Source organism: Prevotella ihumii (genome assembly GCF_900155655.1).
Classification (GTDB): Bacteria; Bacteroidota; Bacteroidia; order Bacteroidales; family Bacteroidaceae; genus Prevotella; species Prevotella ihumii.
This window is the reverse complement of record NZ_LT706987.1, coordinates 2,892,296-2,907,698: the sequence shown is the minus strand read 5'-3', so window position 1 is coordinate 2,907,698 and position 15,403 is coordinate 2,892,296. Positions and strand designations below refer to the sequence as shown.

At 42.2% G+C, this 15,403-nt stretch carries 16 protein-coding genes; 6 read left to right on the top strand and 10 right to left on the bottom strand.

The features are described 5' to 3' along the window. Positions 1-248: 248 nt before the first annotated feature. The 4 genes from CZ367_RS12665 to pyrB form a co-directional block, all read right to left on the bottom strand. Positions 249-845, bottom strand: a complete 597-nt coding sequence (locus CZ367_RS12665) for a DUF3256 family protein (RefSeq protein WP_077197169.1) — start codon at positions 843-845, stop codon at positions 249-251. Between the two features lie 488 nt (positions 846-1,333). Beyond that, positions 1,334-2,614 carry a serine hydroxymethyltransferase gene (gene glyA / locus CZ367_RS12660; protein WP_077197168.1) on the bottom strand — a complete coding sequence of 427 codons (1,281 nt, stop codon included), beginning with the start codon at positions 2,612-2,614 and terminating at the stop codon, positions 1,334-1,336. Positions 2,615-2,797: 183 nt separating this feature from the next. Further along, positions 2,798-3,256, bottom strand: a complete 459-nt coding sequence (locus CZ367_RS12655; protein WP_077197167.1) for an aspartate carbamoyltransferase regulatory subunit — start codon at positions 3,254-3,256, stop codon at positions 2,798-2,800. Between the two features lie 51 nt (positions 3,257-3,307). Then, positions 3,308-4,255 carry an aspartate carbamoyltransferase gene (pyrB, locus tag CZ367_RS12650; protein WP_077197166.1) on the bottom strand — a complete coding sequence of 316 codons (948 nt, stop codon included), beginning with the start codon at positions 4,253-4,255 and terminating at the stop codon, positions 3,308-3,310. A gap of 344 nt (positions 4,256-4,599) precedes the next feature. Here pyrB and tnpB point away from each other — a divergent pair, with 344 nt between their 5' ends. From tnpB to CZ367_RS12620, 5 genes are all read left to right on the top strand, one after another. Further along, on the top strand, positions 4,600-4,944 hold the full coding sequence (gene tnpB, locus CZ367_RS12640) for an IS66 family insertion sequence element accessory protein TnpB (RefSeq protein WP_077196227.1): 345 nt from the start codon (positions 4,600-4,602) through the stop codon (positions 4,942-4,944). A gap of 63 nt (positions 4,945-5,007) precedes the next feature. Further along, positions 5,008-6,330: an IS66 family transposase gene (locus tag CZ367_RS12635; protein WP_394334149.1), complete on the top strand. Its 1,323-nt coding sequence runs from the start codon at positions 5,008-5,010 to the stop codon at positions 6,328-6,330. After that, a complete protein-coding gene (gene tnpC / locus CZ367_RS12630) occupies positions 6,222-7,214 on the top strand; it encodes an IS66 family transposase (protein ID WP_237581728.1) in 993 nt (330 codons plus the stop codon). Before CZ367_RS12635 ends, tnpC begins: the two co-directional genes overlap by 109 nt. 185 nt (positions 7,215-7,399) lie before the next feature. Further along, on the top strand, positions 7,400-7,903 hold the full coding sequence (locus CZ367_RS12625; RefSeq protein WP_077197465.1) for a methylated-DNA--[protein]-cysteine S-methyltransferase: 504 nt from the start codon (positions 7,400-7,402) through the stop codon (positions 7,901-7,903). 8 nt (positions 7,904-7,911) lie between these two features. Continuing rightward, entirely contained in the window at positions 7,912-8,448 is a 537-nt protein-coding gene (locus CZ367_RS12620) for a cob(I)yrinic acid a,c-diamide adenosyltransferase (protein ID WP_077197464.1), read from the top strand. A gap of 370 nt (positions 8,449-8,818) precedes the next feature. On the opposite strand, the gene CZ367_RS12615 is transcribed toward CZ367_RS12620, so the two are convergent. The 3 genes from CZ367_RS12615 to xseA form a co-directional block, all read right to left on the bottom strand. Next, positions 8,819-9,835 carry a branched-chain amino acid aminotransferase gene (locus CZ367_RS12615; protein ID WP_077197164.1) on the bottom strand — a complete coding sequence of 339 codons (1,017 nt, stop codon included), beginning with the start codon at positions 9,833-9,835 and terminating at the stop codon, positions 8,819-8,821. 122 nt (positions 9,836-9,957) lie between these two features. Further along, positions 9,958-10,146, bottom strand: coding sequence for an exodeoxyribonuclease VII small subunit (xseB, locus tag CZ367_RS12610; RefSeq protein ID WP_077197163.1), 189 nt, complete (start codon positions 10,144-10,146; stop codon positions 9,958-9,960). Positions 10,147-10,162: 16 nt separating this feature from the next. Then, positions 10,163-11,464: an exodeoxyribonuclease VII large subunit gene (gene xseA / locus CZ367_RS12605; protein ID WP_077197162.1), complete on the bottom strand. Its 1,302-nt coding sequence runs from the start codon at positions 11,462-11,464 to the stop codon at positions 10,163-10,165. Between the two features lie 457 nt (positions 11,465-11,921). Here xseA and CZ367_RS12600 point away from each other — a divergent pair, with 457 nt between their 5' ends. Further along, positions 11,922-12,815: a GNAT family N-acetyltransferase gene (locus tag CZ367_RS12600; RefSeq protein ID WP_237581726.1), complete on the top strand. Its 894-nt coding sequence runs from the start codon at positions 11,922-11,924 to the stop codon at positions 12,813-12,815. Here the strand turns inward: CZ367_RS12600 and CZ367_RS12595 are convergent. The 3 genes from CZ367_RS12595 to CZ367_RS12585 are packed head-to-tail and all read right to left on the bottom strand — an operon-like array spanning position 12,806 to position 15,260. Beyond that, on the bottom strand, positions 12,806-13,915 hold the full coding sequence (locus CZ367_RS12595; RefSeq protein WP_077197463.1) for a DegT/DnrJ/EryC1/StrS family aminotransferase: 1,110 nt from the start codon (positions 13,913-13,915) through the stop codon (positions 12,806-12,808). The two genes, CZ367_RS12600 and CZ367_RS12595, sit on opposite strands and share 10 nt — an antisense overlap. 8 nt (positions 13,916-13,923) lie before the next feature. After that, a complete protein-coding gene (locus tag CZ367_RS12590) occupies positions 13,924-14,868 on the bottom strand; it encodes a GNAT family N-acetyltransferase (protein ID WP_077197160.1) in 945 nt (314 codons plus the stop codon). Then, the gene (locus CZ367_RS12585) at positions 14,856-15,260 is read right to left on the bottom strand and encodes a PH domain-containing protein (protein WP_077197159.1); all 405 of its coding nucleotides are present in this window, start codon (positions 15,258-15,260) and stop codon (positions 14,856-14,858) included. Before CZ367_RS12585 ends, CZ367_RS12590 begins: the two co-directional genes overlap by 13 nt. Positions 15,261-15,403: the final 143 nt, after the last annotated feature.

The window sequence follows — 15,403 nt, the reverse complement described above, 5'->3', positions numbered from 1 at the left end:
CATTAGACCAGTTTAGGTACTTATTCATTTATTTACGAAACCTATGAGATGTCTTTTTGTCTTATTTTGGCTTTATTTTACCTATATCTGCTGTCACATAGCCCGCTATGCTCTTTTGATATATGCAAAATAAATCTCAAAATAAGTTCAAAAATACATTCTCATTCTAACGACCGATTTGGGTTTAACCCAAAATAGTTTGTTCATAAAAAATACTATTTGGGAAGTACTATTGGTTATTTTTGCATTTACTTGAAAGTATTGCCGTTCCATACAAGTTGCTTTTCTCTTGTTATGGTCTTTATCTTTTCTTTGTCAGTTTTTTCGGCTAATGGGGTAGAGACCGAAAGTGTGATGGCATTGTCCTTATCTGATAGTTTCAATTTGTACAATTTCAGCCCTACCTTGCTATAAAGTTCGTCATATTCGGCTTGGCTCATTGTGTCGGGTTTTGCCCACACCACATTATAATCTATGGTGCAAGGCTTTGTTGTCCAATCCGTGTTATAAAGCGTGAGCTCGCTTTCGGCTTCGGGGGTATAGAGGGTTCTCACCATAGCAAAGGTGTTGTTGTCGAGCTTTCGCAATTCTAATTCTGATGTACTGTTGAGTTTTACGGACATATAGTGGGCTGTCATCTGCTCAATGGTTGTGGTATCGCCAAGCAGATTTTTAACAGCTGCTGTTACTTTCATTTCTTTATAGTCAGCCAACTCTGTGCGCAACGAATTATTGAGGTAAGGCACAATGCTATCGGGCATACTTGTCCATAGTTCGCGCATCGTTTGTGCTTGCAAGCTCAATGCCGATAGGAGCAATGCAAGGGCTAAGAATGTTTTCTTCATATTTATTTTCCGCATTATATTTTCTTTTTGTATTGCAATATTACGCTTTTTTTATTAGATAGCCAAGATATAGATTGTAAAAGATGTAGATTATAGCGAATAATCTGTGGTTGTGGTGTTTTGCGTTTATTGTTTCGTTTCTTCATTTATGATTATCCCAAATCAGTCATTAGAATGAGAATGTATTTTGCGATTATTTTGAGATTTATTTTGCATATATCAAAGGAGCATAGCGGGCTATATGACTGCAGATATAGGTAAAATAAAGCCAAAATAAGACAAAAGACATCTCATAAGTTTCAAAAATAATAAAGTAAGCACCTAAACTGGTCTAACGACCGATTTAGGATTATTCACAAGATGGGGGAGAAGAGGTTAGCTGTGTTTAGACGACAACATAAGATTAGGCAAAACGAAAACTCCCTTACAACCGCTGTTGCAAGGGAGTTTGTTTTTTAAGCTATAAGAAATTTTGTGGTGTTCTGTGATTAGTAAGCGAACAAAGGATAATCCTTCATTGTTGCATTTACCTTCTCACGAACACTTGCGATAACCTTTTCGTCTTCTGGAGAAGAAAGAACAGTATCGATAAGTTCTGCGATGAGAACCATCAAGTCTTCCTTAGCACCACGAGTTGTCATCGCTGCTGTACCAAGACGGATACCTGAAGTCTGGAATGCAGAACGTGTATCGAATGGTACCATATTCTTGTTTACAGTGATGTCTGCTGCTACGAGTGCATTTTCTGCAACCTTACCTGTAAGTTCTGGGAACTTAGTGCGGAGGTCGAGCAACATAGAGTGGTTGTCAGTACCGCCTGAAACGATGCCATAACCACGCTTAACAAGTTCTTCAGCGAGTACAGCAGCGTTCTTCTTCACCTGTGTAGCGTATTCTTTCCAGCTTGGTTCAAGGATTTCACCGAAAGCAACAGCCTTAGCAGCAATAACGTGCTCCAATGGACCACCTTGGTTGCCAGGGAATACAGCAGAGTCGAGGAGCTGAGACATCTTCTTCACAACACCCTTTGGAGTTGTGATACCCCATGGGTTGTCAAAGTCTTCACCCATCATAATTACACCACCACGAGGACCACGGAGGGTCTTGTGTGTTGTAGTTGTTACGATGTGAGCGTGCTTAACTGGGTTTTCGAGCAAGCCTGCAGCGATAAGACCAGCAGGGTGAGCCATATCTACCATAAAGATGGCACCTACTTCGTCGGCAATCTTGCGGAAACGAGCGTAGTCCCACTCACGGCTGTAAGCAGATGCACCAGCAACGATGAGCTTTGGTTTGTGCTCACGAGCAAGCTTCTCCATATTGTCGTAATCTACACGACCTGTCTCCTTATCGAGCTGATAGCCAATAGGATTGTAGAGAATACCTGAGTTGTTTACAGGGCTACCGTGTGAAAGGTGACCACCGTGGTTAAGGTCGAGACCCATGAATGTGTCGCCAGGCTTGAGGATAGCAGAGAACACAGCTTGGTTAGCTTGTGCACCTGAGTGAGGCTGTACGTTAGCCCAGCAAGCACCGAATACTTGCTTTACACGCTCGATACAAAGTGTTTCTACTACGTCAACTACTTGGCAACCGCCATAGTAACGCTTACCAGGATAACCTTCAGCGTACTTGTTAGTAAGGTAAGAACCCATTGCGTTCATTACCTCTTCACTTACGAAGTTTTCAGAAGCGATAAGCTCAATGCCTTTCAATTGGCGTTGGTGCTCCTTCTCGATGAGATCGAAAATCTCAACATCTTTTCTCATGTCGTTTAAGTATTAAGTGTCTCCACCGCTATCTGCAATTCATCTTTTAGAATGGGTAAAGACAAGGTTATAATTATTGCGTACAAATTTAAGCAAAATCTACAATAGTAGCAAAAAAAACAGCGAAATATTCGTTACATTTTAACCGAATGTAGGTTTTTGCTATATTGACTTGACAAGTTATTACTCACACAGTTCTACCTTATCTATATGTTGCTCTTTATCGCAATAGTGGCATTTCACGATGCCGTTAGTTTTGTCCACCACATTAAAGATAGTGCTCATTGGCTCGTTGTTGGTGACGCACTTAGGATTGTTACATTTTACGATGCCGTGCAAAACGTTAGGTGTGAGTACCTTTTTCTTTTCCACAACCTCGTAATCTTTAATGATATTGAGCACAACATTGGGGGCTACAACCGACAGACGTGAGATTTCGTCATCGGTAAAGAACTTGTCGCTAACTTTGATAATACCCTTATCGCCCACCTTGGTTGAACTGAAGTTGTATCCAATTGTAACGGGAGTATGCAAGGTTTGCAACTCTAAGAGGTTGACTACTTGAAAAGTTTTCTCAGCAGGAATATGGTCGATTACCGTTCCATTCTCTATGGCGGCTACTAATCTTTCTTTTTTCGACATAATAATTTGTTTTTGCTAAAACATTGATATACGAGCAATGCGTTCTTGCCTTTAGTCTATGATGGTTTTATCTGCCTTTATATCGTCTAACGAAATACCTAAGCAGTAAGAGAATATAGCTTCACGAGCGAAGAGACCATTGCGTGCTTGCTCTATGTAATAAGCGTGTGGGTTGGTGTCTACGTCGTATGCAATTTCGTTGACACGGGGTAGGGGGTGCAGAATACGCATATTCTCTTTCGCCAAACCTAACATATTGTTATGCAAGATATAGACGTTCTTCACACGCTCGTACTCCATTAGGTCGGTAAAACGCTCACGTTGTACACGTGTCATATAAAGAATGTCGGCATCGGCTATGATTTCGGGTGTGAAATCGTGATGCTCTACATATTTTATATTATGATTTCTGCAATAGATTTTGTATTCCTCTGGCATTTCTAACTCGACAGGTGAAATGAAGTGGAATGTAGGATTGAAGTGTCGCATAGCCATCAAAAGCGAGTGAACCGTGCGACCATACTTTAAGTCGCCCACAAGGTAAATGTTCAAATTCTCTAATGTTCCTTGTGTCTGATAGATGGTATAGAGGTCTAATAAGCACTGCGAAGGGTGCTGATGTGCCCCATCTCCAGCATTGATAATTGGAACTGGTGCTACCTCAGAAGCATATTGTGCAGCTCCCTCGATGTGGTGTCTCATTACTATGGCGTCGGCATAATTGCCCACCATAAGTATTGTGTCTTTGAGTGTTTCGCCCTTACTAACACTCGAAGCCTTTGCATCCGTAAATCCAATCACCTTAGCTCCCAATCGGTTGGCAGCGGTTTCAAAACTAAGCCTTGTACGTGTAGAAGGCTCGTAGAATAATGTTGCAATTACTTTCCCTTTCAGCAACTCACGGTTGGGGTGCTGTTCGAACTCCTGAGCCATTTGGATAAGGTACATAATGCCTTCCTTGTCCAAATCCTGGATATTCACAAAGTCATGTTTTTCCATCTGAAATTGTATGAGTTTCTATTTCAGGGTGTAAAGTTACAGATTTATTTCTTAAAATCAAGCAAGAATATTATTAATGTTATAAAAAAAAATAGGACTTCTCTTGACGCATTATTTTATTCTCAAATCTTGTGCTTTTATATTTTCTTCTATGAGCACACACAATGCAATATTTTCACTAAACACGTTCTTATGATAAAGAACAATTTCTATTTTGTAAAATAAGACGTCAAAAAGACTAATCTATTCCCTTTTTTTCTGTTTAATAGCGATTATTCGTAAGCATCCAATATTAGCCGCCTTTGTGTAACATTCTTGCTTTACTACCTTTGCCCGAAAAACTTATGTTTGTACTCAACGAAACAAATGTTTTTCGGGTTTGTTGCACTCCTGTGGATATGCGTCAGGGTATTCTTCGCCTGTCCCAATTGGTACGCAGCAATGACTTCAATCCTTCTGATGGTGTTGTCTATGTTTTCTACAATCGATCCCGTAACCGAATTAAATTGCTGCACTGGGAACGCTGTGGTTTTGTCGTGTATCATAAACAGATGGCACAGGGTTGCCTGAGTCCTAAAATCATACGGGCGAGAACTGGATTTTATGAACTTCGCTGGGACGAATTGGTACTCTATATAGAAGGTATAAATCCTAATTGCTACCGAAGAAAAAGATACAATAAATCTTAGTATTTTCTTGCCAGTGTCAGATATTTTTTGTAACTTTACATCGTGTAAAGAACTGATAATGTGATGGATATACCTTATTGCACAATGACATCTGACTACCATTCTCTCACTCGGGAAGCTGTTGTTAAACTTCTTGAGCAAAGGGATGCTGAGCTTAAGAACAAGGATACTCAACTCAAGAACAAGGATGCTGAGCTTAAGAACAAGGATACTCAACTCAAGAACAAGGATGCTGAGCTTAAGAACAAGGATGCTGAGCTTAAGATTAAGAATGCTGAGCTTAAGATTAAGGATGCTGAGCTGGAACGAAAGTCCCGTCGTATTCTTGAACTTGAGCGCATGGTATTTGGCAGGCGCAGCGAGAAACGCCTGCCTGAGAGTGCAAGCGGCTGGGCGGGTACGCTTTTTGACGAACAGTGGGCCAAAGAGGGCTCCCTGGCTCAGGTAGAAGCCCTTCCCATCATCAAGGAGATAAAACAGCAGGCCGGACAACGCAGGTTATCACACCGTGTGAGCCGTCCTTCCAGAAAGGGTAGGGCCTACGCCTCCTATGTTCCCGAGAATATAGAGCGACAGGTGACGGAGATATATCCAGAGGGTTATGACGCTGAGCGCATGGTCATCATCGGACATGACAGAAGTGAGCATCTGTGTCTGCGTCCCTCATCCTTTTATGTCAGGGTAGAAGATCGTGTCATCTGCCGCCTGAAGGAAGCCCGGCCAACGGATGCGAAGGTCGACATCCTGGAAGCCCCCTTGAAAAAGCAAGCGGTGGATTGTTTTGCCGACGCTTCCCTGCTCGCCGAAATCATCACCGCCAAGTTCGCCTATCACCAGCCCGAGTATAGGCAATGTGAAAGATGGAAGGAACTGGGCGTGAACATCCCCACCTCAACCGTCAACAGCTGGGTTCACGATGCCGCCGATGCACTTTATCCACTTTACAAACTTCAAGTAAGACAGATCCTGCAAAGTCCTTATCTTCAAGTTGACGAGACCAGCGTACAGGTTGCCGACCGCAAGGGAAAGACGCGCAAGGGATACCTGTGGGGCGTGCGTGACGCCATGCACTCCCAGGGTGTGTTCTTCCATTGGAAGGACGGGTCGCGGTCGGGCGCTGTGGCAGATGAACTCTTCAAGGGCTACCAGGGTGCCATACAGTCTGATGGGTATGAGGTCTACAGCAGGTTTGAGAACGTTCAGGGCATCGTGCTGTTAGGATGTATGGCACACGTGAGACGTAAGTTCGAACATCTGGCGGCTGACGATAAGNAGCGGTGGATTGTTTTGCCGACGCTTCCCTGCTCGCCGAAATCATCACCGCCAAGTTCGCCTATCACCAGCCCGAGTATAGGCAATGTGAAAGATGGAAGGAACTGGGCGTGAACCTCCCCACCTCAACCGTCAACAGCTGGGTTCACGATGCCGCCGATGCACTTTATCCACTTTACAAACTTCAAGTAAGCCAGATCCTGCAAAGTCCTTATCTTCAAGTTGACGAGACCAGCGTACAGGTTGCCGACCGCAAGGGAAAGACACGCAAGGGATACCTGTGGGGCGTGCGTGACGCTATGCACTCCCAGGGTGTGTTCTTCCATTGGAAGGACGGGTTGCGGTCGGGCGCTGTGGCAGATGAACTCTTCAAGGGCTACCAGGGTGCCATACAGTCTGATGGGTATGAGGTCTACAGCAGGTTTGAGAACGTTCAGGGCATCGTGCTGTTAGGATGTATGGCACACGTGAGACGTAAGTTCGAACATCTGGCGGCTGACGATAAAAACGCCGCCCATATCATCGAAACGATAGCCACGCTTTATGAGTTGGAGGAAAACCTCAAACACAAGAAAGCACCACCCGAGGAAGTGGAGACAGAACGAAAGACTAAAGCTTACCCCATTCTTAAGTATTTGGAGACCTATATGTTGGATGTACACAAACAGTACACCCCAGGCGAAGCTATGGAGAAGGCACTGCGTTATGCCTTCGCCGTATGGATACGCATTGGTAGGTATGTGCAGGACGGACGATTCAACATAGACAACAACCTCATGGAACAGGCCATCAGACCCATCACGCTTGGAAGAAAGAACTACCTGTTCTGTGGTAACAATGAGGGAGCCGAGAACAACGCCATCTTCTATACCTTTATGGCGTGTTGCAGGGAAGCAGACATAGAGCCATACAAATGGATGAAGGAAGTTCTTTCAAGGTCCCTGCCAGATATGACGGAGGAGGAACTCACGAAAATGCTACCTTCAAACTTCAAATAACAAATAACCCTTATATGCTGCCAGACATATAAGGGTTATTTATTGGTGTGAAAGGCGGCTAATATTGGATGCTTACGATTATTCTGAGTAAATTATTAAATTTGTAAAAAATATATGCAACTTTACTGAAATCAAATGTTGAAGAAATGCTTTTATAATTTCCCATTTAAGACAATAGAATGACAATGCAATGTACAACGATATATGATTCACCTATAGGGCAACTTACGATTGAAGGAGAAGACAATCAACTTGTCGGAATATGGTATGAACACCAATTAACTGAGGCCACTCAAGAAACAACCACTACAATCAATATGCCTGTTTTAGACGATACAAAGCGATGGCTTGACCTATATTTTGCCTATAAAATTCCAACTTTCACACCGTCTATATGCTTTAAAGGCACAGCTTTTCGGCAACAAGTATGGGGCGAATTGCTAAAAATAGGATATGGAGAAACCACTACCTACGGTCGTATAGCTAAAGAAATTGCTACCCAAAACCATATTGCTCGTATGTCAGCCCAAGCTGTTGGAGGAGCAGTAGGGCATAACCCCATCTCTATCATTGTGCCTTGCCACCGAGTGATAGGTGCTGATGGAACACTGACAGGCTATGCAGGCGGTATAGAACGCAAACAGATACTTTTAGAAATAGAACGTAAAACTTATAATCTAACACTTTGAATATGGATATGAATAATGACAAACAAAACGGAATAGGACAAGTTCACGTTTATACGGGCAACGGGAAAGGTAAAACTACGGCAGCTTTCGGACTTGCGCTTCGTGCAGCTATGGCTGGAAAGGCTGTTTATATAGGACAATTTGTAAAGTCGCAAAAGTATAATGAAACAAAGATAACTTCCAAACTCGATAAATTTGTTGTCGAACAGTTTGGCTGTGGTTGCATGCTTTCTCGTCACGCAACTGACGAAGACCGAGAAGAGGCTGCGCACGGATTAGAGGTATGCGCACAGCATATTAAGGAAGGAAAATGGGAGGTTGTAATTTTAGACGAAATTACGATAGCTTTGCATTTAGAACTGATTAAGATAGAGGATGTTATAACGATGTTAGACAATCGTGCACCACACGTTGAGATTATTCTTACAGGGCGTTATGCACCTCAAGCCTTAATGGATTATGCCGACTTAGTGACAGATATGAGAGAAGTAAAACATTATTATTCTACTAAAGGACTTATTTCTCGTAATGGGATAGATAAGTAATTCCACAAGATAGCAGTCTATTTGGAAAAGACGTATTAAACCCAAATCGGGCATTAGCCCGCAAAGGCTTTTTTAAGCGTTTAGATGTTATGCTTTTCTTCGTCTTTGCACCTTATTTTGGCTCTTTTCGTTTGTTTTTTCAGTTGTTTAGCTCGCTAAACGTCTTCAAAAACAACCCAAAATAGCTCAAAATAAGATCGCAAATCTCGAAGAAGTCTAACGACCGATTTGGGTTAAACTTCAGTGCGCAAATAGTAGAAAAATACATAAAAATAGGACGAGCTACAATTCCTTGAAACTCGTCCCCAAAACTGACTTTTCTTTAATTCTACCCAATTATTATTCTATGAAATATTTGTGATTTTTAGTTTTACTCTATCACAATTGTTGTCCAATTATGTTTGTCTTCGATAGTTCCGTACTGTATTCCACGGAGCGTTTCGTAAAGTTTCTTCGACCAAGGACCTGGCTCATCACCAAACTTGTAGCTCTTGCCTTCTTCTAAGTCGTCAAGACGAGAGATAGGCGAGATAACAGCTGCTGTACCACAAGCACCAGCCTCTTCGAATGTTGCCAACTCATCTTCAGGGATAGGGCGGCGTTCTACCTTCATTCCTAAGTCTTCAGCTATCTGCATCAAGCTCTTGTTAGTGATAGAAGGGAGAATAGAGGTAGACTTTGGTGTAACGTAGGTGTTGTCCTTGATACCAAAGAAGTTGGCAGCACCACATTCGTCCACATATTTCTTTTCTTTGCAATCCAAGTAGAACTCAGACGCATAGCCTTTTTCGTGAGCTATCTTGTTAGCTTTCAGCGATGCAGCATAGTTTCCACCTACCTTGTAAGTACCTGTTCCTAATGGTGCAGCACGGTCGTATTCGCGTGTGATAACGTAAGGATTGGTAGCAAAACCTCCCTTAAAGTAAGGTCCTACAGGGGTAACAAATATCATAAAAAGATATTCGTTAGATGGCTTTACACCTACTTGCGCACCTGTACCGATGAGCAATGGACGGAGATAAAGCGTAGCACCGCTTTCGTATGTTGGGATATATTCTTGATTGAGTCGTACAACTTTCTTTGCCATTTCTACAAAAAGTTCGGTTGGAACTTCAGGCATTTCGATACCACGGCAAGTATTTTGCAATCGTGCAGCATTTTCTTCAGGGCGGAACAAGCGAACTTTTCCGTCAGGACAGCGGTATGCCTTCATTCCCTCAAATGCTTCTTGGCCATAGTGCAAACAAGTTGCAGCCATGTGTAGTTTTAAATATTCGTCTGAAGATACTTCTATTTCCCCCCACTTGCCATCACGATAGTAACAGCGCACATTGTAGTCTGTCGGCATATAGCCAAAAGGTAATTTTGCCCAGTCTAATTCTTTCATAATGTCTTCTTTTTATCGATTATTAGTTTTTATGTTGTTGCAAATATAATAATATAAATTCGGAACAACAACAAAAATATACACTTTTTTAAAAAAAGAACTCAATTTTTATGCTTTTCCCTTCATTTTGTATCTAAAAGCTTTCCTATCTCTTCGTCTGTTTTCTTTAGTTTTTCCTTGCATAATTTGATAAGTTCTTGCGCTTTTTTTAGTTCTTTTGCCATCGAGTCTACGTCCATTTCCCCGTTTTCCATATTGCGCACAATATGCTCCAATTGTGCTATTGCTTCTTCGTATCTTATTTGTTTCATTCTGCTTGCTGTTTATTTATTTTGTTACTATTGATTTTATTTCGCCTTCCATCACACGTGTCGTTATTTCATCACCTGCTTTTAGTTCTTTCTCATTTCTAATTACCTTTCCGTTACAATAAGTAATGCTATATCCCAAGCTCAACAACCGTTCAGGATTTACCAATTCTATGCGTTGCTCTATGAGGTCTATACGATGTTGAAGGTAGGTAAGATGCCGTTCTATAGCAGGTTTTATGCGATTTGATAGCAACTCTATCTTCATCGTTTCAGTTAATAGTTTGCTTGTTATATGCTGGCTTAATGCGTGCAAATATTTATCTAATTGAGCCTCTTCCTTGCTCTTTACCATTGTGAAAAGCATAGGTATAGCCGTTGAAAGCTGTTCTAAGCGCATTTTCTCGTGTTGCATTTTCTGTGCCATCGCACGATAAATAATGTTTTGCGCATTATCTATTCGTCGCAACGTGTTCGATAAGTTTTCTATCAAGAAAGCTGCTACGGCTGTGGGAGTTTTAACGCTTGTGTGTGCCACCATATCCAATATGCTTTCATCACGTTCGTGACCGATGCCCGTAATAATAGGTATAGGAAAGTTTGCCACGTTCTCTGCCAACTGCAAAGTATCAAAACCACTTAAATCGGCAGTAGCTCCACCGCCACGAATAATCACCACACAATCAAATTCGTCTTCTCTTTCATTGATAGCGTTCAATGCGTTCACCACGCTATTTTCTATCTGTTCGCCTTGCATTGTTGCTGCAAAAAGCTCTGTATGAAAGTCAAATCTATACTCGTTGGTCAACAATTGATTGCAAAAGTCGCCATAACCTGCTGCCGAAGCCGAGGAAATGACGGCTATACGTTGAGCAAAGAGGGGTAGGACAAGCTCCTTTTGCAGGTCAAACACGCCTTCTTGTTTCAGTTGGGCAATAATTTCTTGTCGTTTCCGAGCCATATCGCCCATTGTATATTCGGGGTTGATGTCGTCCACAATCCACGAAAACCCGTATTGAGGGTGAAATTGTGGGTGTACCAACGCCATAATCTTGATGCCAGCTTTCAGTCTTGTACCCGTAATGCGCTCAAAATGAGGTGCAATAAGTGTCCACGATGTGCGCCAACACTTTGCTGATGCACGTGCAATAGGTGTATGTGTATGATCGTCTTTTTGTATCAATTCTATGTAAAGATGTCCACGGCTTTCCCTTGCTTCAGACACTTCTGCTTCCACCCAATAGCGCTTTGGCATAGCGTGTTCTATCACCATTGCCACCATTGAGTTGAGTTCGTATAAGGATATGGGGTTGTTTGTCATTTTTGTTGTTTTGTGTCCTAATTGGGGAAATTCGTACTTCTTTTTCTATTTTATGCAAAGAGAATGTCAGCGAATGCAATACAATCTTGCTTGAATATTGCTGAGTGCAGCCTATCTTATGCAAAGATAGTGCCAACGAGAGCAATACAAGCTTGCTTGAATATTGCTGAGTGCAGCCTATCTTATGCAAAGATACTCAATCTTTTCTAAATCTATTTGTTTTACATACAAAAAGTAATGGGGGGATTGCATAAAATGGTTTGGTGAATATTGCTTCGTTTATTGTATGCAAAGTTTTTCCTCATTTTAGTCTTTAGATTGCATTTATTTAATTAAAAGTGCTAACTTTGCGATATTGATAAATAAAGGTTTAATGGTCGTTAAAATAGTTACACATAGTTCGGAACTGCCTTTGCTACCCTTCGAAAGTTTTTTTCACGGCAGTGCGTTGTTCAAGATGATAGAACATACCCCTCGTATGTCTCCGTGTATGGCTATTGCGTACGATGATGAAGGAAAGATTGTGGCACATCTTTTTGCAAGTTTGAGAAGAATACGTACCAAGTTGGGCTTTTACTATTTCAAGCGTGCTCGCATTTATGGTGAAGGTGTGTACAAACCCGATGTAGGTTTTGCAGAGAAGCATCTTGTCTTTGACGAAATGGTGAATGCCCTGATGGCTTACTTATTGGAGCATCGTTATTTCCACGTAGAAATTAGTGATATAACAAAGAAAACATTTGGTTATCGCACGCTCCGCAATCATCGTTTTGTACCTATTCCTTGGATGCAAATCCATCATTCGCTGCATTCTAAAACGCCCGAAGAACGCATCTTCGACAAAGCTAAAGCCAATGTAGACAGTGCTTATTCGGCAGGAGTTATTACCCGTCAAGCTGAGACAATGGCTGAAGTACACGCTTTGTATAAATTGGTGAAAGCATATTACCGACTTCGCAAGCAACGCTATATTCCTCACGAACAACTCTTTAACGAGCTTGCCTTATCCGATAATGCGCACATTTATGTTACGCTTTATAAAGATAAAATCATTGGTGGAAGTGTGGTAGTAGATGCTGGAAAGGAGTCGATGATATGGTTTGATGTGGCTATGCGCAAGCGTTATAAGCGACTTCACCCTCACGATGTTACAATATGGTATGCCATCAAAGAGGCACACCGCCAAGGTCAAAATCACATTCATATTCTTAATATAGGCTTGCCTTTCTCTAATAGTCCTTACCGTGATTTTATGTTGAGTTTTGGTGGCAAACTTATTAGTTCGTATCGCTGGTTCCGTTATTCCAATCGTTTGATAAATCGCTTTATGTTTTGGTATTATCAAATGTGATGAGGGGCGAAACTATTGATGGTTTCTATTAGTTCTTCTATCTCTTTTGGGATCATCACAGGATTGCACGGAATAGACAATTCTTGTTGGTGTATCTGTTCGGTGATAGGGAGCGAAAGTGTGTTCCATTCCTTGTATGCCAATTGCCGATGAGGAGGAATGGGGTAATGTATCATTGTCTGAATGTTATGCTCTGAAAGAAAAGTTTGCAACTCGTTGCGATAAGGTGTAAGCAAGGTAAAAATATGATAAACGTTATCACGCTCCGAAGCCTTTGGAATGGTTATGCAAGGGTTGTCAATCCCTTGTTCTAATAGGAAAGCTATCTCTTTTCGGCGTGTATTGTCTTCGTCTATATATTTCAATTTTACGTCTAATACGGCTGCTTGCACCTCGTCCATACGACTGTTTTTACCCCTATAATCAAACACGTATTTACGGCTTGAGCCATAATTGCCCAACGTGCGCACCAGCTTAGCCAGTGCCTCATCGTTAGTGGTTACTGCTCCTGCATCTCCTAATGCGCCAAGATTTTTCCCGGGGTAGAAACTATGGGCTGCCGCATCGCCAATACTTCCTGTGCGTTTGCCCTTATAGGTGCAGCCGTGTGCTTGCGCATTATCTTCTATGAGCTTGAGGTTGTGCTGTTTGCAAATCGTTCCTATGCGTTCTGTGTAGGCACATCTGCCGTAAAGATGCACCAACATTATGGCACGTGTGCGAGGGGTAAGAGCTGCCTCGATAAGGGTATCGTCTATTTCGAGTGTATCAAGCGAAGGCTCAACCAATACGGGTATCAGCCCATTGTCAGTAATTGATAGAATTGTAGCTATGTAAGTGTTGGCAGGTACGATTACTTCGTCGCCCTCGTTGAGTACACCAAGCGCTTTATATGCACGCAGAATAAGATAGAGTGCGTCCAATCCGTTGCCACACGTTATGCAGTGTTGCGTACCGATGTACCTGCTGTAATTGTGTTCAAAACGCTGTACCGCCTTGCCATTCAAGTACCAGCCAGATGCTATAACTTCGTTTACAGCCTCCTTTATTTCTTCCTCGTGCATCGCTGTGATGCGTTTTAGCGACAAATATTCTATCATTTTTCTTTTTAAATTCTCCATTCGTAAAAGTCGTAACAAATGCCTCGTCCGCCAAATCCTTCCTTTTGGTGAATAAGCGGCTCGTTGAGTATTCGCCCTTCGTCCTCTGTGCTTTTTCCAAAGTCGAAGTACCCTTTTCTGCCTTTGTACACCTTGTTTATTATATAATCGAAAAGCAAATCCAATGCGCCTGTTGCTTTTCCTTCCACCGATGCCGAAATGTACTGTGTGTGTACCACACAAGGTGTTTCGTAAATCAATGTTCCGCCTAATGGTGTTTCGTCTTCTGCGAATGCCATAAATAGGCGTATCTCATTGGGAAAACGTGATTTAAGGAGCTGCAACTCATCTAAAGAATGTACAGGACGTGCATCGTATTTGGTGTTGAGGTTGGTGTTAAGAATATTCCAAAAGGAAGCAAAGTTTTCCGTCTCGCTAACTTTAATATTATTGCGCAATGCTTTGCGTAATCCGCTTCTACGACTTTCAGTAAACTTTTGTACGTCTGTGAGTGCAAAAGCCGACGATATATCTCTTGCTACGAGCCTTGCACCACAAATGTTTGTTATGGCATAGAGGTCTTCTTCGGCAGGCAGACGGTGGTAAATCCACGGAATAGCTTTATATACAACACGCTGTATTCCCATTTCTCTGAACAGCTGGCGGAGCTGTGCAAAGATGTCGCACACCTTTTTGGCAGTAATTTTCTCTGTTGTGAGCAATCCTCCATAGGTAAGTCCTTGATGCGAATAGAGCGTAGTGTCTACCCTGTTGGCAGGCAATAGCGCAACAATGCGCCCTTTCGCTCTCACCACAAACGAACAATCGGCAAACCTATCAGCGTGATAGTCCATATAGTTGCGGTGAAAAAGGAATGTGCCTTGCTTGGCAATCGCCACAAAGGCGTTCCATTGTTCGGCATCGTTAGCGGTATATTGTGTTATTTCGTACATTCTATTTCGGGATTTATGCTTTTTAAACTGTCTATGAAGCCTTTCTTGTCTTTGGGCGAAAGCATAGTTACATCACCATTTTTCATCTTCAGTTCCAACCTGTCTATCGACATGGCAGGCGAACTCAATGGGTTGTGTGTAGGTCTGATGGTTCTGATTTGGTCTATCTTGATGCGAAAGTGCATTACCCCACACCTTATGTCAAGCACTTCACCCACAATCTTGTACCTGCACGGAACAATGAACATAAGCAAAAAAACGATACACAAGCAACTTATGATGCAGCCTGTTAAATCGAAATCGGTAATGTTAAAATAGATAGGCGGAAGAACACATACCGCAAGTATCGCAATTATCCACCAATCTACTTTTGATCTGAATGATGTTTTCATAAATTAAATATTTTGGGAGAGCCTCCACCGACCCCTCCGTTGGGAGGGAAACACATATTCGCTATGATGTTGGGGCGTGGTTCATCACGTTCCACAAACAACCCTTGCATTATAAGGAACTCGATGAATCGAGCCCCTACACG

Coding starts and splice junctions, on each gene's coding strand:
- CZ367_RS12595 (WP_077197463.1), bottom strand. CDS start 13,915: ATGATAGAATATTTGTCGCTAAAACGCATCACAGCGATGCACGAGGAA.
- pyrB (WP_077197166.1), bottom strand. CDS start 4,255: ATGGAAAAACATGACTTTGTGAATATCCAGGATTTGGACAAGGAAGGC.
- xseA (WP_077197162.1), bottom strand. CDS start 11,464: ATGACAAACAACCCCATATCCTTATACGAACTCAACTCAATGGTGGCA.
- CZ367_RS12600 (WP_237581726.1), top strand. CDS start 11,922: ATGATAGAACATACCCCTCGTATGTCTCCGTGTATGGCTATTGCGTAC.
- xseB (WP_077197163.1), bottom strand. CDS start 10,146: ATGAAACAAATAAGATACGAAGAAGCAATAGCACAATTGGAGCATATT.
- CZ367_RS12615 (WP_077197164.1), bottom strand. CDS start 9,835: ATGAAAGAATTAGACTGGGCAAAATTACCTTTTGGCTATATGCCGACA.
- CZ367_RS12620 (WP_077197464.1), top strand. CDS start 7,912: ATGAATAATGACAAACAAAACGGAATAGGACAAGTTCACGTTTATACG.
- CZ367_RS12590 (WP_077197160.1), bottom strand. CDS start 14,868: ATGTACGAAATAACACAATATACCGCTAACGATGCCGAACAATGGAAC.
- CZ367_RS12665 (WP_077197169.1), bottom strand. CDS start 845: ATGAAGAAAACATTCTTAGCCCTTGCATTGCTCCTATCGGCATTGAGC.
- tnpB (WP_077196227.1), top strand. CDS start 4,600: ATGTTTGTACTCAACGAAACAAATGTTTTTCGGGTTTGTTGCACTCCT.
- CZ367_RS12655 (WP_077197167.1), bottom strand. CDS start 3,256: ATGTCGAAAAAAGAAAGATTAGTAGCCGCCATAGAGAATGGAACGGTA.
- CZ367_RS12585 (WP_077197159.1), bottom strand. CDS start 15,260: ATGAAAACATCATTCAGATCAAAAGTAGATTGGTGGATAATTGCGATA.
- CZ367_RS12625 (WP_077197465.1), top strand. CDS start 7,400: ATGCAATGTACAACGATATATGATTCACCTATAGGGCAACTTACGATT.
- glyA (WP_077197168.1), bottom strand. CDS start 2,614: ATGAGAAAAGATGTTGAGATTTTCGATCTCATCGAGAAGGAGCACCAA.